Source organism: Saccharothrix ecbatanensis (genome assembly GCF_014205015.1).
GTDB lineage: Bacteria > Actinomycetota > Actinomycetes > Mycobacteriales > Pseudonocardiaceae > Actinosynnema > Actinosynnema ecbatanense.
Genome location: NZ_JACHMO010000001.1, coordinates 3088473 through 3108684 on the forward strand (window position 1 = coordinate 3088473; position 20212 = coordinate 3108684).

The 20212-nt window shown below is 71.0% G+C and carries 16 protein-coding genes; 6 read left to right on the forward strand and 10 right to left on the reverse strand.

The window, feature by feature from the left end; genetic code table 11:
- Nucleotides 1–66: 66 nt before the first annotated feature.
- On the reverse strand, nucleotides 67–2112 hold the full coding sequence (locus F4560_RS13260; RefSeq protein ID WP_312869294.1) for a beta-galactosidase: 2046 nt from the start codon (nucleotides 2110–2112) through the stop codon (nucleotides 67–69).
- Nucleotides 2113–2378: 266 nt separating this feature from the next.
- Here F4560_RS13260 and F4560_RS13265 point away from each other — a divergent pair, with 266 nt between their 5' ends.
- Nucleotides 2379–3455: a LacI family DNA-binding transcriptional regulator gene (locus tag F4560_RS13265; RefSeq protein WP_184919942.1), complete on the forward strand. Its 1077-nt coding sequence runs from the start codon at nucleotides 2379–2381 to the stop codon at nucleotides 3453–3455.
- A 33-nt stretch (nucleotides 3456–3488) separates the two neighbouring features.
- Here the strand turns inward: F4560_RS13265 and F4560_RS13270 are convergent, their stop codons facing one another.
- From F4560_RS13270 to F4560_RS13295, 6 genes are all read right to left on the reverse strand, one after another.
- Nucleotides 3489–4814, reverse strand: coding sequence for an RICIN domain-containing protein (locus F4560_RS13270; protein WP_184919943.1), 1326 nt, complete (start codon nucleotides 4812–4814; stop codon nucleotides 3489–3491).
- 296 nt (nucleotides 4815–5110) lie between these two features.
- A complete protein-coding gene (locus F4560_RS13275; protein WP_184919945.1) occupies nucleotides 5111–6007 on the reverse strand; it encodes a sugar kinase in 897 nt (298 codons plus the stop codon).
- Nucleotides 6004–6612 (reverse strand): bifunctional 4-hydroxy-2-oxoglutarate aldolase/2-dehydro-3-deoxy-phosphogluconate aldolase, encoded by a 609-nt coding sequence (locus tag F4560_RS13280; RefSeq protein WP_184919947.1) that lies wholly within the window; start codon nucleotides 6610–6612, stop codon nucleotides 6004–6006. Before F4560_RS13280 ends, F4560_RS13275 begins: the two co-directional genes overlap by 4 nt.
- A 17-nt stretch (nucleotides 6613–6629) precedes the next feature.
- Entirely contained in the window at nucleotides 6630–7775 is a 1146-nt protein-coding gene (gene dgoD, locus F4560_RS13285; protein WP_184929124.1) for a galactonate dehydratase, read from the reverse strand.
- Nucleotides 7776–7849: 74 nt separating this feature from the next.
- Nucleotides 7850–8605 (reverse strand): SDR family NAD(P)-dependent oxidoreductase, encoded by a 756-nt coding sequence (locus F4560_RS13290; protein ID WP_312869295.1) that lies wholly within the window; start codon nucleotides 8603–8605, stop codon nucleotides 7850–7852.
- The gene (locus F4560_RS13295) at nucleotides 8602–9312 is read right to left on the reverse strand and encodes a FadR/GntR family transcriptional regulator (protein WP_184919949.1); all 711 of its coding nucleotides are present in this window, start codon (nucleotides 9310–9312) and stop codon (nucleotides 8602–8604) included. Before F4560_RS13295 ends, F4560_RS13290 begins: the two co-directional genes overlap by 4 nt.
- Before the next feature lie 124 nt (nucleotides 9313–9436).
- On the opposite strand from F4560_RS13295, the gene F4560_RS13300 reads away from it, so the two are divergent.
- The 5 genes from F4560_RS13300 to F4560_RS13320 are packed head-to-tail and all read left to right on the forward strand — an operon-like array spanning nucleotide 9437 to nucleotide 16131.
- Nucleotides 9437–11788: a beta-galactosidase gene (locus F4560_RS13300; RefSeq protein WP_184919951.1), complete on the forward strand. Its 2352-nt coding sequence runs from the start codon at nucleotides 9437–9439 to the stop codon at nucleotides 11786–11788.
- Nucleotides 11785–13113, forward strand: coding sequence for an ABC transporter substrate-binding protein (locus tag F4560_RS13305; RefSeq protein WP_221483474.1), 1329 nt, complete (start codon nucleotides 11785–11787; stop codon nucleotides 13111–13113). The genes F4560_RS13300 and F4560_RS13305 overlap by 4 nt, the downstream gene beginning before the upstream one ends.
- Nucleotides 13110–14057 (forward strand): carbohydrate ABC transporter permease, encoded by a 948-nt coding sequence (locus tag F4560_RS13310; protein WP_184919953.1) that lies wholly within the window; start codon nucleotides 13110–13112, stop codon nucleotides 14055–14057. The genes F4560_RS13305 and F4560_RS13310 overlap by 4 nt, the downstream gene beginning before the upstream one ends.
- Complete coding sequence (locus F4560_RS13315) at nucleotides 14054–14896, forward strand: carbohydrate ABC transporter permease (protein WP_184919955.1); 843 nt, start codon at nucleotides 14054–14056, stop codon at nucleotides 14894–14896. The genes F4560_RS13310 and F4560_RS13315 overlap by 4 nt, the downstream gene beginning before the upstream one ends.
- Nucleotides 14893–16131 carry a cellulase-like family protein gene (locus tag F4560_RS13320; RefSeq protein ID WP_184919957.1) on the forward strand — a complete coding sequence of 413 codons (1239 nt, stop codon included), beginning with the start codon at nucleotides 14893–14895 and terminating at the stop codon, nucleotides 16129–16131. Before F4560_RS13315 ends, F4560_RS13320 begins: the two co-directional genes overlap by 4 nt.
- 69 nt (nucleotides 16132–16200) lie before the next feature.
- Here F4560_RS13320 and F4560_RS13325 read toward each other — a convergent pair whose 3' ends face one another.
- From F4560_RS13325 to F4560_RS13335, 3 genes are all read right to left on the reverse strand, one after another.
- Nucleotides 16201–17004 (reverse strand): hypothetical protein, encoded by an 804-nt coding sequence (locus tag F4560_RS13325; RefSeq protein ID WP_184919959.1) that lies wholly within the window; start codon nucleotides 17002–17004, stop codon nucleotides 16201–16203.
- Entirely contained in the window at nucleotides 17001–17492 is a 492-nt protein-coding gene (locus F4560_RS13330; RefSeq protein ID WP_184919961.1) for a SigE family RNA polymerase sigma factor, read from the reverse strand. Before F4560_RS13330 ends, F4560_RS13325 begins: the two co-directional genes overlap by 4 nt.
- Before the next feature lie 113 nt (nucleotides 17493–17605).
- A complete protein-coding gene (locus F4560_RS13335) occupies nucleotides 17606–20197 on the reverse strand; it encodes an RICIN domain-containing protein (protein WP_184919963.1) in 2592 nt (863 codons plus the stop codon).
- Between the last annotated feature and the right edge of the window lie 15 nt (nucleotides 20198–20212).

The window sequence follows — 20212 nt, forward strand, 5'->3', positions numbered from 1 at the left end:
CCAATCAGGAGTTGGTCGGATCTTCACCGTGCCGAGCGGATGGTCGCGGCGACGGCGGGTGTCGGTTTACTCGGTGGGACGTCGTAGAACGGCGACCGCACGAGGTGGGAGGGCAAGCGGTTGTCCGGCCGCCACGTCAGGGCCGATCACGATGTCTCCGCCCGGCTCGGAGACCTCGACCGGTTCGTCGGTGCGGTTGATCAGGAACCAGAAGGTGGTGTCGTGGTCACCGCGGACGGCCAGCTCGACCAGGCCTCGGACTTCCACCGGGAGTTCACTGTGGACGGCGGCTGCGTCCAGGATCTCGGTCAGCACCGGACGCAGGCCCGTTGCCCCGAGGCGGGTGGAGACGTACGTGGCCGATCCGGTCGCCGTGACCCGCCTGGTGATCGCGGCTCGGCCCGCGTGGTCGCCGGACTTGTACCAGGCGAGAACCTCCACCTCGGCCGCCGTGACGTCGATGCGGTCCGTCCACATCGTGCCCGTCGTGCCGTTGTCCAGGTCCACCCGCCGGTCGTCGGGCAGCGGCCCGAACTCCTCGATCCGGATGCCCAGCAGTTCCCGCAGCGCGCCGGGGTAGCCGCCCGGCCAGACGTGGTCGTTCTCGTCGACGATGCCGGAGAAGTACGTCACGGCGAGGTGTCCCCCACCGGCGACGTACGCGGTCAGGCGCTGGGCCAGCGTCGCCGGAACGACGTGCAGCACCGGCGCGATGACGACGTCGTACCCGTCGAGCGGCGTGTCCACGGGCACCACGTCGACGCGGACGCCGAGGTCGAGGAAGGCCGAGTACCAGTCGAGCGCTTCCTGCCGGTAGTCCAAGCGGGAGGTCGGGTGGGAGTCCTGTTCGGACGCCCACCACGACTGCCAGTCGAACACGATGGCGGCACGCGCCGGGCGGCGCACCGAACCCGCGACGGGACCGAGTTCCCGCAGGGTCCGGCCGAGTTCGGCGACGGATCGGTAGACCTCGCTGTCCTCGCCGGCGTGCGGCAACATCGCGGAGTGGTACTTCTCCGCGCCGGCCACCGACTGCCGCCACTGGAAGAAGCACACCGCGTCGGCGCCGTGGGCCACGTTGGTCAGCGAGTCGCGGGCCAGTTCGCCCGGCCGTTTCGCGAGGTTGACCGGCTGCCAGTTGACGGCGCTGGTCGAGTGCTCCATCAGGAACCACGGGCGTCCCGGAGCCAGGTTGCCGGTCAGGTTCGCCGAGAACGACAGCTCGTCGAGCGCCTGCGGTCCGGGGTGCACGTAGTGGTCGTTGGAGACGAAGTCGACCTCGTGCGCCCAGTCCGCGTAGTCCATGCCCTTGATGCCGCGCATGACCATGAAGTTGGTCGTGACCGGCACGTCGGGGGTGACGGCCCTCAGGACATCGCGCTCCGCCCGCAGGTAGTCCTTCAGGGCGTCGGAGGAGAAGCGCTTGAAGTCCAGCTGCTGGGTCGGGTTCGGGTGTGCCGCCGCCTGCCGGGGAGGCAGGACGTGGTCCCAGTCGCTGTAGTGCTGCGACCAGAAAGCCGTTCCCCAGGCGGAGTTCAGGCCGTCCAACGTGCCGTAACGAGCCCGCAGCCACGTTCGGAACGCACGCGCCGCATCGTCGGAGTAGTCGTAGATGTTGTGGCAGCCCAACTCATTGGACACGTGCCAGGCCGCCAGCGCCGCGTGGTCCGCGTACCTCTCGGCCATGGTGCGAACCAACCGCAGCGCGTGCTCGCGGAAGACGGGCGAGGTGGGCCGCCAGTGCTGGCGCGCGCCCGGCCACACGGTCGCGCCGTTCCGGTCGACCGGAAGGACTTCCGGGTGTTCGGCGGTCAACCAGGGCGGCGGCGAGGCGGTCGCCGTGGCGAGGTCCACGGCGATGCCTCCCGCGTGCAGCAGGTCCATCACGGTGTCGAGCCAGGCGAAGTCGTGGACGTCCCGGGAGGGCTGGATCCGGGCCCACGAGAAGATCCCCAGCGAGACGATGTTCACCCCGGCCGCCCGCATCGCCCGGATGTCGTCGGCCCAGACCTCGGCAGGCCACTGTTCCGGGTTGTAGTCGGCGCCGAAGGCCAGCTGCGCCGCGGCGGAGTGCGGCCGGCGCAGCCAGCGAGGCGCGGGGTGAGGAACCACTGCTGCTCCTTGACGTTCGAAGTGGGTCATGAGTGGCGTCGGCGTGACCGTTGCCTGCATGTTTACGTCAACATGGTGGTGGTGCACGGCGACCATCTCCCGATAGAGCGGTGATCACCGAGGAGTCCGTCCACTACAGGGTCACGCCACGATCAGGCGGACCATGTTAACGTGAACATGGCGCTGATAGTGTCACCCGCGCCACAGGATCGTCAAGACCCGGATCGCGTCAGGACCAGGCGCCCCGTCGAGAAAGGTGACAGGCGATGAGCGCCGCAGAGACCCCGCCCGGAGCGACACCTCCACCGGATCCGCCCACGAGGAGAGGTCGTGCGAAACGCGCGGTCTCCATCGGTGACGTGGCGCGACTGGCCGGCGTCTCGTCGCAGACGGTGTCCCGGGTTTCCACCGGTCACCCGCGGGTGATCCCGTCGACCCGTGAACGCGTGCTCTCCGCCATGAAAGAGCTGGGCTACCGGCCGAACAGCGCCGCACGGGCGCTGAGGATGGGCGAGTTCCGGACCATCGGCGTCGTGCTGTTCACCCTGTCCAGCACCGGCAACAGCCGCACGGTCGAGGCGATCGCCGACCACGCCGCCGCCGAGGGCTACGCGATCACGCTCATCCCCGTCGCGCGGCCGACCCAGGACGACGTCCTCGGAGCGTTCACCCGCCTGGAAGAGCTCGCGGTGGACGGTGTCGTCGTGATCATGGAGGTGCACCTGTTGGACACCGCCACGGTGACGCTGCCACCCGGTGTGCAGCTGGTCGTGGTCGACTCCGACGCGGGAGACCACTACGCGGTGGTCGACAGCGACCAGTACGACGGCGCCCGGCAGGCCGTTCGCCACCTGCTGGACCTGGGGCACCGCACGGTCTGGCACGTCGCCGGCCCGACCGGGTCATTCGCCGCCGAACGCCGTGCCGAGGCGTGGCGCACGACCCTCAAGGAGGCCGGCCGCCGCGTTCCGCGCATCGAGCAGGGCGACTGGTCGGCCGCGTCCGGCTACGAGGCCGGTCTGCGACTGGCCGAGCAGCCGCGGTGCACCGCCGTGTTCGCCGCCAACGACCAGATGGCGTTGGGCGTCCTGCGGGCCTTCCACGAGCACGGCCGCAGCGTGCCCGACGACGTGAGCGTGGTCGGGTTCGACGACATCCCCGACTCGGCCTTCTTCATCCCACCGCTGACCACGGTCCACCAGGACTTCGCCGAAGTGGGGCGGCGTTGCGTCCAGCGCCTGCTCCAGCAGATCCGCCGCGAAGCAACCGACGCCGACGCGGGCCTGGTTCCGACCCAGTTGGTCGTTCGCCACAGCGCAGCGCCGCCCCGCCGCGCGCGGTGACGCGGCGGCGGGGCTTCTCGTGCTGCGACTCCGTCAGGCAGGCGCCTGGCGCCAACGCTGGTTCGTGCCGCCGTTGCAGGTCCACTGGATGAGCAAGGTGCCGCTGGCCGTGCTGGACGAGGGGACGTCGAGGCACTTGCCGCTTGCGCGGTTGGCGAGTGACACGGTGGTCGCGTCGAGCTGACGCACCGTCCACTGCTGGTTGTTGCCGCCGTGGCAGCCGTACTGCAACACGCTCGCGCCGTCCGCGGTCGAACTGCTCGACACGTCCAGGCACGAGCCGGTGGCCCGGTTGATCACCTCGACGTAACCGCCCGGCTTGGCGCGGAACTGCCAGTGCTGCGCCTGCGCGGTCGACGCGGTCGCCTGCCGGACCGACGAACCCGAGGTGTCGAGCCTGAGGCCGCTGTGCTGCGCGGTGAACGTCGAGAACGGACCCACACCGCCCGCGGTCTGCACCACCGTGCGGATCGTGCCGTCCGCGTTGTGGTGCAGGCGATCCATCACGACCGACCTCTTGTACCCGCCGCCGCCGGTGCGGGCGTTCTTGTGGTAGGCGATGTACCACTCCCCCTGGTACTGCACGATCGACTGGTGGTTCGTGCTCACGTTGACGTAGTCCAGGACGACGCCGCGATAGGTGAACGGGCCCAGTGGTGACGTGCCGGTGGCGTAGTGGATCTGGCCCGGCCAGCCGGTCGAGTAGGTGAAGTAGTAGGTGCTGCCTACCTTGTGCAGGTGAGGCGCCTCGCCGTACACCGTCGAGCCGGTCACCCGGACGTCGGTGATCGGTCCGGACGTGGACACCATGTCGGCGCCCAACCGCACCACCTTCGGCGTCCTCGTGCCGAAGTACATGTAGGACGAACCGTCGCTGTCGGTGAAGATCATCGGGTCGATGGGCTCGTCGCCGACGTTCGTGTCCCGGGCCTGGTCGACGAGCGGGTTGCCGCGGGCGTCGGTGAACGGACCCGTCGGGGACGACGAGACCGCCACACCGATCTTCGTGCGGTCGACGGGGAGGTAGAGGTAGTAGCGGCCGTTCCGCTCCGCCGCGCCGGGCGCCCAGGCGTACCGGCTCGCCCAGGAGAAGCCCGCGATCGAGAACACGTCGCCGTGGTCGGTCCAGTCCACCAGGTTCGACGACGAGTAGGACCGCCACGACTTCGAGTCCCAGTAGGTGCCGCTGTTGGTCTGGTCGTCGGTGAGGTAGAGGTGCACCCGTCCGTTGAACACGTGCGCGGACGGGTCCGCGACGAACCGGTCGGGGATGATCGGGTTCGCGGCGCTCGCCTGTGGCACGCCGATCACCGCGGAACCCACGAGCACACCGGCGGCAAGGATGCCGCGGAGGGCCATCCGGCCCCGACCACGGCGCCTTCCCATCTCATGCGCGGGCCGCGCCATGAGGGCCGGTCGACCACTGCGTGAAATCTCGATGGCGATCACGTCCAATCTGCGAAGTGCGAGTCTGGTCCGCTGCGGCTCGAGTGGGACTCCGGCCCCGCGCTCGGCGGCATCGCGCATCGCCGACCGACTTTGCCGCACTGGGGCACGTCGCGGCCGCGACTTCACCCGCAGAGCTGTCGATCAAGCACGGTGTTAACGCTAACATGACTTCGCTCGCACCCCAATACCCCGTTTCGACGAAGCGCTCAGCGCAGGGTCGAGCCGCGATCCAGGTCCAGCAGCGGCAGCTCGGCCCGGGTCGGAAGCCCTTCCCAATCGCCGGTCGTCATGACGGCGAAGGCGCCGGTGGCGTTGCCCCGCGCCAGGCAGTCCGCCGGGGGCAGTCCGTCGAGCACGCCGGACAGGTAGCCGGCGGTGAACGCGTCGCCCGCGCCGACGGGGTCCACCACTCGCACGCGGTACGCCGGGGCGGTCCAGCTGCCGTCGGGGGTGCGGACCCGCGCCCCGTCCGCGCCGAGCTTGGTGACGACGTGGTCGCCGCCGCCGACGAGGTCGAGTTCGGCCGGCGATCCGATGAGCACGGACGCCTTGCGCGCGAGAGGCGTGAGCACCCGTGACGCTTCGCGCGCGGACCACAGGAGGCTGCGGTGGTTGACGTCGAACGACACGAGGCCGCCCGACTCGCGCACGTGGTCGACGGCGGCGTGCACCGCGGCCAGCGGCCCGGGGCCCAGCGCGGGGGTGATGCCGGTGACGTGGAGCAGTCGCGTGCCGCCGGTCAACCCGGTGAGCGCGTCCTGCGCGGTCAGGCGCGAGCCGGCGGACCCGCGGCGGTGGTACAGGACGCGGGTGACGTCCGGTGTCCGTTGCTCGAACAGGATCAGCCCGGTGGGCGCGTCCTCGTCCCGGACCGCGGCCGAGGTGTCGACTTCCTCGGCCCGGAGTGTGCGCAGCACCAGTTCGCCGGGTTCGTCCGCGCCGACGCGGCCCACCCAGCGGGTGGTGTGCCCCAAGCGGGACAGGCCGATGGCCACGGTGCTCTCGGCTCCGGCGATCGACGTGGTGGCGGTCGAGCCGAGCCGCCAGCCACCGGTCGACCGCAGCGACATCATGGTCTCGCCGAGCACGACGGCGTCGATCACGACCGGCTCGCGTTCGCCAGGAACGACCGGACCCGTGCCGCCAGGCCCGTCGGGTCGCCGCCCGTGAGAGGTGCGCCGACCCCGACCGCGACGGCGCCCGCGTCGAGGTACCGCGCCACGTCATCGACGCCGATACCGCCCACCGGGACGAGCGGGATGTCGGGGAACGGCGCACGCAGCGCGGCGACGTGCCCCGGTCCGAGCGAGGAAGCCGGGAAGACCTTGACCGCGGTGGCTCCCGCACGGTGCGCGGCGAGGACTTCGGTGGGGGTCAGCGCTCCCGCCAGGACAGGAAGTCCAAGCTCGACCGAAGCGCGCACGCCCTCCCCCAGCGCCGGGGTCACGGTGAAGGTCGCACCCGAGTCCCGCGCCCGGCGAGCGTCGTCCGCGGTCAGGACGGTGCCCGCACCGACGTGGACGTCCGGGCCGACCGCGGCGGCGACCCGTTCGATCACCTCGAGCGCGTCGGTGGAGGTCAGGGACACCTCCAGCACGGAGATGCCGTTGTCCACCAGCACGGCGGCGATGCGCTCGCAGGTCACGGGGTCGTCCCCGCGGATGATCGCCATGAGCCGGTGGGCGCGCAGTGCCTCGATCAGCCGCATTCCTCGTCCGTTCCTCGTCACCATTCCGCGAACGACCCGTCCGCGTGCCGCCACACCGGCGGTCGCCACCGGTGCCCCACCGCGTCCGCCCGGCGCACCGCGTCCTCGTCGACCTCGATCCCCAGGCCAGGGGCGTCCCAGCGGCGCACGGCACCGTCGTGGAAGGTGAACGGGGCGCGGTCGAGCACGTAGTCGAGCAGTTCCGTGCCGGTGTTGTAGTGGATGCCGATGCTCTGCTCCTGGATCAGGAAGTTGGGGGTGGCGAAGGCGACCTGGAGGCTGGCGGCCAGCGCGATCGGCCCCAGCGGGCAGTGCGGCGCCAGGAGCGCGTCGTGCACCTCGGCCAGCGAGGCGATGCGCCGCACCTCGGAGATGCCGCCGGCGTGGGACAAATCGGGCTGCACCACCGCCACGCCGGCACGCAGCGCGGGCAGGAAGTCGGCCCGTGAGTACAGGCGCTCGCCGCAGGCGATGGGCACCGGACTTGCCCGGACCACGTCGGCGAGGCGCTCGCGGTGCTCGGGCAGGACGGGTTCCTCCACGAACAGCGGGTGCAGCGGCGCCAGCTCGGGCAGCACCCGCAGCGCGGCGGCGGTGGTGAAGCGACCGTGGAAGTCCACCGCCACGTCGCGGTCGTCGCCGATGACCTCACGCACGGCGGCGACGCGGTCCACGACGGCGGCGGTCTCGGCGCGGGTGGGCACGGGGCTCATCCGACCGCTCGCGTTGACCTTCACGGCGGTCAGCCCGGCGGCGACCTGCGCGGCGGCGGCGTCGGCGACCTCGGCGGGCTCGTCGCCGCCGATCCAGCCGTAGACCCGGACCCGGTCGCGGACCGCGCCGCCGAGCAGCTGGTGCACGGGCACGCCCAGCGACTTGCCGAGGATGTCCCACAGGGCCTGGTCGATGCCGGCGGCGGCGCTGGAGAGGACCGGGCCGCCGCGGTAGAACGCGGATTTGGTCATCAGCTGCCACAGGTCCTCGATGCGGCCCGGGTCGGCGCCGACGAGCAGGTCGGACAGCTCCGCGACGGCCGTGCGCACCGTCTCCGCGCGCCCCTCCACGACCGGTTCACCCCAGCCGGTGACGCCCTCGTCGGTGCTGACGCGGCAGAACAACCAGCGGGGCGGGACCAGGAAGGTCTCGACGGCGGTGATCTTCAACGCGGTGCGCTCCTCGCTGGTCGGGGTGCGGTGCTGGTCGGGGTGCGGGGTCGGGGTGCGGGGTCGGGGTGCGGTCAGGACGAGGTCTTGTAGACGCTCCACCCGCCGTCGACCGGCACCGAGGCGCCGGTGACGAACGAGGCGTCGTCGCCGACCAGGAAGGCGATCACGGCGGCCACCTCCTCGGGACGACCCAGACGCCGCACGACGGTCTGCTCGGCGCTGGCACGCCGCTCGTCCTCGCCGATGTCGTCCCACGCGGCGGTCAGCACGGGACCGGGCAGCACGGCGTTGACCCGGACCTCGGCGCCGTACTCGACGGCCAGCTGGCGGGCCAGCCCGGTGAGGCCGGCCTTTGTGGAGGCGTAGGCGGCACGGCCGGGCAGTCCGAACAGGGCGTGCACGGAGGAGACCAGCACGATCGCGCCACGCCGGTCGCGCCGCAGGTCGGGCAGGCACTCGCGGACACCGAGGAAAGCGCCGGTGAGGTTGACCGCGAGCTGCCGTTCCCAGGACTGCGCCGTGGTCTCGTGAGCCGGGCGCACGTCGACGGTGTAGGCGTTGCCCACCAGCACGTCGACCGCTCCCAGCCGTTCGCGGCAGGCCCGCACGGCGTCGGCCCAGTCGGCCTCCGAACTGACGTCGCAGCGCAGGGCGATCGCACGTCCGCCCGCGGCGGTGATCGCGGACGCCACGGCGTCGGCCTCCGGCGAGACGTCCAGCAGGGCGACGGCCGCGCCGTCACGGGCCAGCCGGTGCGCGGTGGCCGCGCCGATGCCGTTGGCCGCGCCGGTCACCACGGCCACGCGGCCGGTCAGCGGCCCGGTCACCGGTGCTCCGCACGGGCGGCCATGGTGTCGATGTCCTCCAACGCCTTGGCCAGCAGGTCGAGCATGGCCAGTTCGGCGCGCGGCGCGTCGCCGTCGCGCACGCCGTCGAGCACGGCCCGGTGGCTGGGCACGGGGTCGTCGGCGCCCGAGTGGGCGTGCACCAGCCGGTCGCGGGCGCGCAGGCCGGGTTCCAGGAGCAGGTCCATCCGGGCGAAAAGCTCGTTGCCGGTGGCGGTGAGCAGGGCGCGGTGGAAGGCCGCGTCGGCTTCCGCGGCTGCCGCGGGGTCGCCACCGGCCGAGGCCATGGCCGCCAACGCGGCGTCGAGGGCTTCCAGATCCGCGTCGGTGCGCCGCAGGGCCGCGCGGTGGGCGACCGCGGGTTCGATGACCGACCTCAGGTCCGCCAGGTCGCGCAGGACCCGGTCGGCGTCGCCGCCGTCGATGCGCCAGTCGATCACGTCGTTGTCGAGCAGGTTCCACGCCGTGCGGGGGCGCACGAAGGTGCCGCGCTTCTGCCTCGCGTCCACGAGACCCTTGCCGGTCAACACCTTCAGCGCCTCGCGCAGCACCGTGAGGCTGACGTCCAGCTCCGCACCGAGCGCCCGGAGGTCCAGGACGTCACCGGGCGCGTACTGCCCGCTCACGATGCGCGAGCCGATGTCCTGCACGACTTGGTAGTGCACGCCGCGGCCGGTGTAGCGCGCCATGTTGCCTCCCGCTGTGATGACCCCACCCTAGCAAGTCCTCATTAATTATGAATAATTCTTGACACCCGGAGTGGCCACTGCCCACGATGAACCCGCCGCCGACCACCGGAGCCCAGGAGCGCACATGCTCTCGCTGCACGCCCACGATCCCGGTCCACCGCTGGTGGGACACCTGCCGATGGGCACGGCGCCTGACGACGCCAGACCCGTCCGGGTGGACAGCCGGGCGCTGAGCCGGGACGGACGCCCGTGGCTGCCCGTGATGGGCGAGTTCCACTTCAGCCGCTTCCCCGAATCACTGTGGCGGCGCGAGCTGCTGCTGATGAGGGCCGGTGGGATCGACCTCGTCGCCACCTACCTGTTCTGGAACCACCACGAGGAAGTCCGCGGGCGACTCCGTTTCGACGGCAACCGCGACGTGCGGCGCTTCGTGGGGCTGTGCGCCGAACTCGGCCTCGCCGTGTCGGTGCGCATCGGCCCGTGGTCGCACGGCGAGTGCCGCAACGGCGGGTTCCCGGACTGGCTGTCCGATGTGGACTGCGCACCGCGCACCGACGACGGCGCGTACTTGGCGCTGGTGCGGCCGTACTACGCGGCGATCGCCGAGCAGTTGGCCGGGCTGTGGTGGGGCGACGGCGGTCCCGTCGTCGCGGTGCAGGTGGAGAACGAGCTGTACGACCAGCCGGGTCACCTGGCCACGCTGCGCGCGCTCGCCGAAGAGGTGGGCATCCACGCACCCCTGTGGACGGCGACCGGCTGGGGCGCCGCACGACTCCCGCCCGACGTGGTCCTCCCCGTCTACGGCGGTTACCCCGAGGCGTTCTGGGAGGACGCCTTCGACGGGTGGGCGCGCGAGGTGCGGCGGCACTACTTCCCCACCCCGATCCGGGACGACCACGCCATCGGCGCCGACCTGCGCACCACCGCGCCGCAGGGCAGCGGCTCCGACGACACGCGCTACCCGTACGCGACGTGCGAGGTGGGCGGCGGCATGGCCATCGCCTACCACCGGAGGCCGCTGATCCCGGCGGCCGACGTGTCGGCCCTGGCGCTGGCCAAGCTGGCGAGCGGGTCGGCGTGGCAGGGCTACTACCTCTACCACGGCTGCTCCCAACGGCTGGACCTCACGACCACCAACCAGGAGTCGCACGCCGGCGGCTACCCCAACGACCTCCCCGTGGTGGACTACGACTTCCAGGCGCCGCTGGGCCAGTACGGGCAGGTGCGGCCGTCGTTCGCGGCGCTGCGGCTCCAGCACCTGTTCCTGCGCGACTGCGGCGTCGACCTCGCCCCCGCCGGACTGCACCTGCCCGACGAGCGGCCGTCGAGCCTGGACGACCGGCGCACTCCGCGCTGGTCGGTGCGGTGGAGCGGAGGCCCGGCGTTCCTGTTCGTCACCAACCACCAACCGCACGAGCAGCTGCCCGACCACCACGACGTGCGCTTCGAGGTGGCGCTCGGCGACCGGACCGTGCGGCTGCCCGCCGAGGGCGTGACGATCCCGTCCGGGGCCTCCTTCGCCTGGCCGATCGGTCACCGCGTCGGCCGGGTCGAACTGGCCTGGGCCAGCGCGATGCCGGTGGGCCGGTTCACCGTGGACGGCGTGCTCACGGCCGTGTTCGTCGCCACCGCGGGCATCACACCGCAGTTCGCCATGCCTGCGGGGACGCGGGTGGAAGGGGCTCCGGTCGACGGTCGGGGCGTCGTCACCGTCGCCATTCCCGGGCCGGGCGCCGTGGTCACCGCCACCACCACCGACGGCGAGGTGGCGCGACTGCTGGTGCTGGACGAGGAGAACGGCCTGCGGTTGCAACGCGTCACCGTGGACGGGATCGACGCGCTGGTGCTCTGCGACGAACCCCTGGTGGTGGACGGGGACACGGCCTGGGTGGAGACGACGGCGGACCACCTCGACGTGTCGTTCCTGCCCGCGCCGGAGCAGGTCGCCGGGGAACCGCACGGCGCGTTCACGCGGGTCCGCCTCACCGTGCCGCGGACCTCGCACGAACCGGTGGCCGAACCGGTGCGCGCCGAACCGGTGCGCGCCGAACCGGTGCGCGCCGAGGCGCAGGCACCGCCGACCCGGACCGGCGGTCCCCGGCACCGGGCCTCGGCGCCGCTGGAGCAGGACTTCGAGCACGCCGCCGTCGTCCGCGTCGACGTGCCCGCCGAAGCGCTGCACGGCGACGACGAAGTGCTGCTGGTGCTCGACTACACCGGGGACGTGGCCCGCGCGTACGTCGGGGAACGGCTCGTGGCCGACCACTTCTGGCACGGCCCCGAGTGGGAGATCGGCCTGCGCCGCTTCGCCGACCAGGTGGTGGAGCACGGCGTCGAGATCAAGGTCCTGCCCCGTCCACCGGACAGCGCCGTGTACGTGGACCACTCGGTGCGCGCCCGGTACAAGGCCGCGCTGGACACCGCACGGGTCGAATCGGTCCGGTTGGTGCGCCGCGCCCGGGTGGAGCTGTGGTGAACGCGGCGAGGAACCCGTTCACCAGGCGTGCCCTGCTGCGCGGCGCGCTGGGCGCAGCGGCCGTGGGTGCGTTGGGGGCGTGCGGGTCCCGCTCTACGACCCCGATCACCTCGGGCGCGGTGGACCTGCGGATCTGGACCCACGACCCCGGCTACGTCACCGCGTTCACCCGGGCCGCCGGCGACCCGGCCATCACGAGCGGTTCCGCGTTCACCTTCCAGCCCCGGACCACCTCCGTCGCGCCGGGCGACATCGTCACCCGCGTGATCGCCCAGGCCGTGGCCGACGGGAACACCCCGGACCTGGCGGGCGTGGTCATCGACCAGTTCCCCCGGGTCATGGGCTCGGCGATCGCCGAGAACCTGTTCGTGGACCTCACCGACACCGTCGCGCCTATGGGCGACGACCTGCTCAAGCTCGCCCCGTACTCGGTGGGCGGCAAGCCCTACGGCCTGGACTCCGACAACTCGATCACCGTCCTGTACTACCGGCAGGACGTCCTCGCCGAGCACGGCGTGCCCGAGGACGTCGCCACGTGGGAGGAGCTGGCGGAGCACGGCGAGCGGCTGGCCCGCGACAAGCAGGTCAGCCTGGGCATGGTGTCCGTCGGCGACAACGGCGCGATCGTCAACGGCTTCACGCAGATGCTGCTGCAACGCGGCGGCCGGGTGTTCGACGAGTCCGGCGCGCTCGTGCTCGATTCGCCCGAGGCGGTCGAGGTGCTGGAGTTCCTGGCGCGTGGGGTGAAGAGCGGATTCCTGCTGGCGCTGCCCGACCCGTACGGCAGCGCGTGCGCCGCCGCGCTGAAGTCCGGGCGACTCGCCGCGACCGCCATGCCGAACTGGTACAACGCCTACGGGTTGCAAGCCAACGTGCCCGACCAGAAAGGTCGGTGGCGCATGCGCACGCTGCCGAGGTTCGCCGGCGGCGGGCACTTGGCCACCACGCTGGGCGGCACCGCGTTCACCGTGGTCAAGGACAAGCCGGCCACGCAGGCGGCGCTGGAGTTCCTGCGCCGGGTCTACCTGACGCGCGATGGACAGGTGTTGCGCTACCACGCGGGCGGCTACCTGCCGACGCTGCGCCCCCTGTACCGCGACCCCGAACTGCTGGCAGTCCAAGACGACTACCTCGGCGGCCAGCGCGTGTTCGACGTCTACTCCGCGGCGGCCGACGACCTGCCGCTGTTCCACCAGGCCGCGGGCATGCAGGTGCTGGCCGCGGTGCTGGGCGGCCCGGTGCTCGACGCACTGCGAGGACGCACGTCCCCCCGCGCCGCGATCCAGGCGGGTATCGCGGCCTACCGGCAGCAGGCGAAGCGATGAGCACCCCGACCCTCGAACGTGAGCGGGCCAAGCCCGGCGCCCCGCCACCCGCGCCGGGTTCGTGGTGGTCGCGCCACCAGCGCGAAGCGGCGCCGTACGCCTTCATCTCGCCGTTCTTCGTCCTGTTCGGCCTGTTCATGGCCGTGCCGATCCTCGTCGGCCTGTACCTGAGCTGCACCGAGTGGGCCGGGTTGGGCACGCCGAAGTGGGTCGGCCTGCGCAACTACACCGACCTGCTGACCGACGCGAGCTTCTGGACGTCGATGGGCAACACCGCGCTGTACGTGGTGTTCACGCTGCTGGTCGTGGTCCCCGCGGCGCTGCTGATCGCCCAGGCCCTCAACGCCCGCGGCCTGCGCGGGCGGGACGTGTTCAGGCTGGCGTTCTTCATGCCGGTGGTCATCTCCCCCATCGTGATCACGCTGGTGTTCGGCCTGTTCTTCGACACCGAGTTCGGCATCGTCAACGGCGCGCTCAAGGCGGTGTTCGGGTTCGGCGGCATCGACTGGACCGGCGACCCGACGTGGGCCAAGGTCGCCGTCGTCGTCCTCGTGCTGTGGCGCTGGACCGGCTACCTGACCGTGTTCTTCCTGGCGGGGCTCCAGAACGTGCCGCGCGAGCTGTACGAGGCCGCCGCCATCGACGGCGCGGGACCGGTGCGCCGGTTCACCGACGTCACCCTGCCCGCGCTCAAGCCGGTGACCGCGTTCGTCGCGGTGACGGTGCTGGTCAGCACCGCGCAGATCTTCGAGGAACCGTTCCTGCTCACCCGGGGAGGGCCGGGCGAGGCGACGCTGTCGGTGGCGATGTTCGTCTACCGCGCGGGCTTCGAGCGTCAGCAGCTCGGTTACGCCGCCGCGGCCGGTGTAGTGCTGTTCATCGTCGTCGTGAGCGTCGGGCTGCTGGCCAACCGCCTGCTCGGCGTGGGGAGGGACCACCGGTGAGCACCCTGACCGCACGCCGTCCGTTCGGCGGCCGACTGCTGCTCTACGCCTTCCTCGTCACGTTGCTGCTGGTCTTCGCGCTGCCACTGCTGTGGGCGTTGTCGTCGTCGTTCAAGAGCCGCGCCGACATCTTCTCCTACCCTCCCGCCCTGCTGCCGAACCCGGCCGTGCTGGACAACTACCGGGGTCTGCTGGAGGCGCAGCCGTTCTGGAGCTGGTTCGCCATCAGCACGGTCGTCGCCGTCATCTCCACGGTGGTCTCGGTGCTGCTGTGCTCGCTGGCCGGGTTCGCCTTCGCCAAGTACCGCTTCCGCGGCCGCAACGCCCTGTTCACGATCATGTTCAGCTCGCTGGCCGTGCCGTTCGCGGTGATCGTCGTGCCGCTGTTCATCATGGTCGCCAAGGCGCGGCTCACCGAGCCGTACTTCGCCCTCGTCGTCCCCTGGGTGGCGCCGGCGTTCGGGATCTTCATGATGCGCCAGTACACCGAGCAGGCAGTGCCCGACGAACTCCTCGACGCTGCCCGCATCGACGGCTGCACCGAGTTCGGCCTGTTCCGGCGTGTGGTGCTGCCCTTGCTTCGACCCGCGTTGGGCGCGTTGGGGGTGTGGTCGTTCCTCAACAGCTACAACAGCCTGCTGTGGCCGCTGATCGTGATCAGCGAACCGGAGGACTACACGCTCCCCATGGGCATCCAGGCGCTGTTCGGCGCCACCGGACGGCAGTACGACCTGGTGCTGGCGGGGTCCGTACTGGCCGCCGTGCCGAGCCTCCTGGTGTTCTTCCTGCTGCGCAAGCAGTTGCTGGAAGGTCTGACCGCCGGGGCGGTGAAGGCATGACTCCGGAGAAGCTGACCATCACGCTGTGGGACTTCTCCTGGTACACCCGCACCGGGCCGGGTGAGCCGTTCGAAGACCTCGACCGGGCGTTCGCCGAAGCGGTGGAGCGGGGCTACAACACCGTGCGGATCTGCGCGATGCCGCTGCTGCTCGGTTCCGGCATCGACACCTCCGCACTGCGACTCGGCCCGTTGGGCGGCGGCTACGGCAGCCGCGTGCGGTGGTACAACGTGGGCGCACCCACCACCATCGACGCCCACGCCCACCTGCTGGCGCTGTTCCGGGCGGCACGGCGGCACGGCTGCTTCGTCATCCTGTCCAGCTGGGAGTACCAGCAGAGCCCGTTGTTCGCGCTGGATCGGCCCTGGTTCGACGCGATCACGGCGATCGACCCGGAGGACCGCGCCGCGGCGTTGGCCGACGCCTTGGCCGACCTGGTCGACTTCCTGGCCGAGCACGGCTTGGACGACCGCGTGGTGTTCACCGAACTGCACAACGAGGTCCAGGCCGGACACCTCGCCGACGGCCTCGACGGTGATCTCGTGGTCGCCTTGCGCCCCCGTTTGGAACGCGGGATCGCCCGGTTCAAGCAACGCCACCCCGGCCATCCCGTCACCGTCAACTACGCAGGCGTTCCCGTGGGGTCGATGCGCGGCATCCCGCGCACGGTCGACGTGGCCGTGTTCCACCCCTACGTCTACGGCGTGCTGGACGAGCTGCTCGACGCGTTCGCCCTGCGTGACACCACCCGGCCCTTCCCCCAGGAGCGTGCCCACCGCGAACTGCTGCGCCCCGGCGCTCCGGACCTGGACGACTGGCTCCCACCGCAGGAGAACCGCCGGCGGCTGGACGCCACCATCGTCGGCAGGCGAGAGGTGTACGTCCACGACTGGTGCGACCCCGACAAGTGGGACGCGTGGCTCTACGACCGCTACGCCACCCACCGCACCGCCATGCGTCAACAGCTCACGACCTGGATCGACGCCGCCGCCGACTGGGCCGCCAACGCCGACGTGCCGCTGGTGTTCGGCGAGGGCTGGATCGGCTACACACCCCTGCACGGCGCCTTCGAGGAAGGCCCCGTCGGCGCCGCGTTCTGCCGCACCGCCGCGACCGAGGCCGCCCGGGTCGGCGCGTGGGGCTCGGTCGTCTGCTCCAACGCCGCCCCGCACCACCCGATGTGGCACGACGTCGCGCTCCAACTCGAGTGCAACGCCCTGCTCACCCGCTCCTGAACATCGTCCGAAACGGTCGCGGTAGTCGGCCTGGCCGGCCACCGAGGTGGCCGGCCATCACGAACCTCGTCACCACTTGTCGGACGTGACGATCGCCTTTAGCTGGTCGAGGGTCAGCGGCGGGTGCGGCGCGTAGATCCGACCGCCCGGCGACTCGATCGCAGCGCCCAGGGGGTCCTCCTGGTTGCTGACGTTCAGGAGGACCATCGTCCCGTCCGGCCGCTTGACGCACGCCACGTGCGACACCGCGCCGGGAGCCGCCTGCCCGGTCGCGGTCGCCAGCCGGGAGCCGTCGGGCAGCGTGCTGACATCGCAGTCCTCCGTGCGGAAAAGGCTGCACCACTCCTCGGGCCCGGAATCGCTGGAGGGGATCGACAGGCCGAAGCTCCCGGTGACGCCTGCGGAGGTCAGAGTCCCGACAATCAGCGGGTTGGTGCCGTCCGGGATATCCAGCCGTTCTGTGGTGACCGGTCCTGTCTCCGGGTGCTTCGACGGGGAAGCCCCTGACGACGGGGAAGCCCCTGACAGGGCGACCTTGTCGGTCACCTCGAACGTCGCGGTGTCGCCGAGCACCACCCTGAACCGGGCGATCAGGTCATCCGGCGAGGCGTGGGCCAGGCTGCCCGCCGTGGTCGTGGATGGTGCGGCCGACGACGAGGTGGTCGACGAGTCGGCGGCGTGCGTGCCGGAGTCGCCCGGCACCAGCCACACCGCACCCGCGACCAGGCCCGCCACCGCGACGACGGTGGCCGCGACGGGTACCAGCCGCACTGCCCGCCGCGGCCGCACGACCGGGGCAGTACCCACGGCCGCGGCGTCGGCGCGCCGCTCCAACTCGGCGAAGGCATCGTGGAGGGTGCGCAGGTCACTCATGAGGTCTCCTGGAAGTTGGGGGCGGTGGCGGCGAGGTCGATGCGCAGAGCGTTGAGCGCCCGGTGGATCTGGCTGCGCACGGTCGGTTCCCGGCACCCCAGTTGTGTGGCGATCTCCCTGTCGGACAGTCCCGCGTAGTAGCGCAGGACCACGGCCGCGCGCTGCTTCCTGGGCAGGCCGGCCAGGCGGCCGATCATCGCGTCCCGCTCGGCCCGCTCGTCCGCGCCGTCGGAGATCACCATCGGTTCGACCTCGGCGCGCGGAGACGTGCGGGTCAGCCTTCTGCGCCAGGACAGGTACTCGTTGACGACCATCCGCCGCACGTAGGCGTGCGGCTCGGCCATCACCGAGATCCGTTCCCAGCGCTCGAACGCCCGGCCCAACACGTCGCTCACCAGGTCCTCGGCCAGCCACGTCCGGCAGGTCAGGATTGTGGCGAACCGCATCAGCGCGGGACGCTGCCTTGCCACGTACTCGGCGAACTCCATCGGCCACTCCCGATCATCGACCTGACCTCGTTTTCGCATCCCTAATGCGCCAGTGCCCCCTTTCGTTGCATTTGGTCCTTAACGGCTTCACGCAACGTCCGCGACCTCGATCCTTAGGCAATGCTCCAGTCCTGCGCGGTGAGGCCGTTGCAGGTCCACTGCCGGACCTCGGCGCCTGGTGCGGTGCCCCAGTTGTAGTTGTCCAGGCAGAGACCGCTGTGCCGGTTGACCAGGGTGGTGACGCCGCTGGTGGTGGTCAGCCGCCAGTGCTGGACGGGCAGGTTGTTGCACGTCCACTGGTGGACCACGGCTCCGGGCGCGGTCGCGAAGTCCTTGTTGTCCAGGCACAGGTCGCTGTGGCCGTTGCGGACCTCGTAGTAGCCATCACCGACCGGGGTCAGGGTCCAGTCCTGGACGGGCAGGCCGTTGCAGGTCCACTGCCGGACCTCGGCGCCTGGTGTGGTGACGGCGTTGTAGTCGTCCAGGCAGAGGTTGCTGTGCTGGTTGCGGATGCGCTTCACCGTGGGGTCGGGCACCGGGTTGCCCGACAGGACGTCGATGTCCATGTTGCCGTAGGTGTCCTGCAACATCGCCAGGGATTCGGCGTGCGCGACGGAGTTCCACGGCAGCCAGAGGTCGACCCCGCCGTAGCGCAGGTCGGCCAGGCCGATGGCCTCCTCCACCAGGCCGTCCCGGCCGTAGCCGAGCGGGTTGCCGGGGTACTGGGTGGTCAGCTTGGTGTTGTTGGCGAGCAGCCGTGCCTGTTGCAGGTAGTGGTTGTCGTTGGTGGCACGGTAGAGGCGGTAGAAGTCGAACAGCATCCCGGACTGCCAGGTGTCCATCGCCGAGTGCCCGGTCGCGATGACGCTCTGGCCCCGCACGCCGTACTTCGCGTAGGCCGGGCGGCTGGAGGCCACCGAGTAGTTCCAGGCGAACTGCCAGGTCTCGGCGAAGTCCGCGGCCCGCTGCGCCGCCTGCAACCACCGCTGGTCGCGGGTGTGGTCGTAGGCCGACAGGAACGCCCGCAACGCCAGCGAGGCGGCCTCCTTGTCGGTCACGTTCGGGTTGTCCGGCGTGCCACCCACGTAGGCCGAGGGCAGGTGCACGGTCTGCCACGCGAACTCCGCCGCCCGCAACGCCGCCGTGCGGTACCGGGTGTCACCGGTGTAGGCGGTCAGCTCCATCAGGAACGGGATCGCGTTGTGGGTGTTGTACTTGGCCTGGTTGTCCGGCGCGGTGCCCGCGAGGTTGTACGACCGGTAGTAGGACCCGTCCGCGTTCTGGTTGGCGACCAGCCAGTCGCCGAAGCGGCGGGCGTAGGACTCCCAGGACGCGACCGGCGTGCCGCGGCCTCGCATGAACCGGGCGGCCTTGAGGACGCCCTCCAAGCCATCGGTGGCGATGCGCAGGTAGGTCGGGTAGAAGCTGCGCCACCCCGGCGGGTTCACGTCGTACCACGTCCTGGGCAGACCCGACGGCGCCGACGAGTTCGCCGCCCAGAAGTCCAGGATCTGCCGCCCCTTGGTCGCGTGGTCCGGGCGGTTGTTGAGCAGCCCGTCGCGCAGCATCAGGTAGGCCGCCGGTATCTGCTGACCGACGAACCCCATCTGATAACTGACCTCGCGCACGTTGCCGTCCATCCACACGCTGAACGGCAACCCCGGCGCCCCACCCCAATTCCCCTGGTACGACGCCAGCACGTCCACAGAGGACCGGTAGACCTGCTGGACCGGGACCTTGGTGATCTCCGGGTTGCTCATGTCCCAGTGGTAGCGCCACGAATCGCGCACCGCCGCGCCGAAGTCCGCGGTCTTGTGCGCCCGGATGCGGAACTGGTAGCTCTGCGTGTGCCCGACCGTCACCGGGTTGCTGCGCCGCACCCACGCCGCGCCCCGGTTGACGTAGTTCTTCTCCCCCTCCATACCGGGGTAGACGATCGCCAGCTTGCTCGACGGGACCCGCTGCGCGCCCAACGCGGCGTGCGTGATCCCGCCGTTGACCAACCAGGCCCCGCTGCCCTCGTCCACCGGTGACGCCGCACGCGGGTTCTGGTGGGCGAGACTCACGTCCAGACCGCTGCCCGGGTCGTGCATCATCACGAACGGCAACGGCATCCGCATCTCGCGGAAGTACAGGTAGTTGTCGTTGAGGTTGCTGCCCAACGCCCCCGCCGGCACGGTGCGGTTGCGGTCGTACATCACCCCCGGCGCCAGGAACTGGTAGTCCTGCAACGGTCGCGGAGCCGCGGCACCGATCGTGAACCGGGAGTTGAAGCCCTGGTCGGCCGCGTTGGCGGTGACCACCGCGACGGTCCGGGTCACACTGAACCCACCGCCCGGCGCGGCCTCGTAGCTGTCCCTGAACCTGAACACGCTGCCGTTGCGGCTGCGCACGTCACCGGCGCCGACCAACCGCGTGCCTTCCAGCACGACCGACGCGTACTGCCCGTTGGCGTCCGTGGGCGTCTCGCCGTTCTTGACGATCACCTGCATCGGCTGCTGCTCGGCCAGCACCGACGCGCCACTGGCCACGTCCCGCACCACCACCGATTGAGTGGTCGGGCCGGTGGTGAGCACCAGCTCGTGGTTCCCGGAGCGCAACGAACCCGAGGCGGCCTGCGCACCGGTGCCGCTCACCGGCGCCAGCACCGAGGCAGTCGCCAAGGCCAAGGCAGCGGCGAGTAAGCCCTTCCTTCTGCGGATCATGGTTGAACCCTTCGA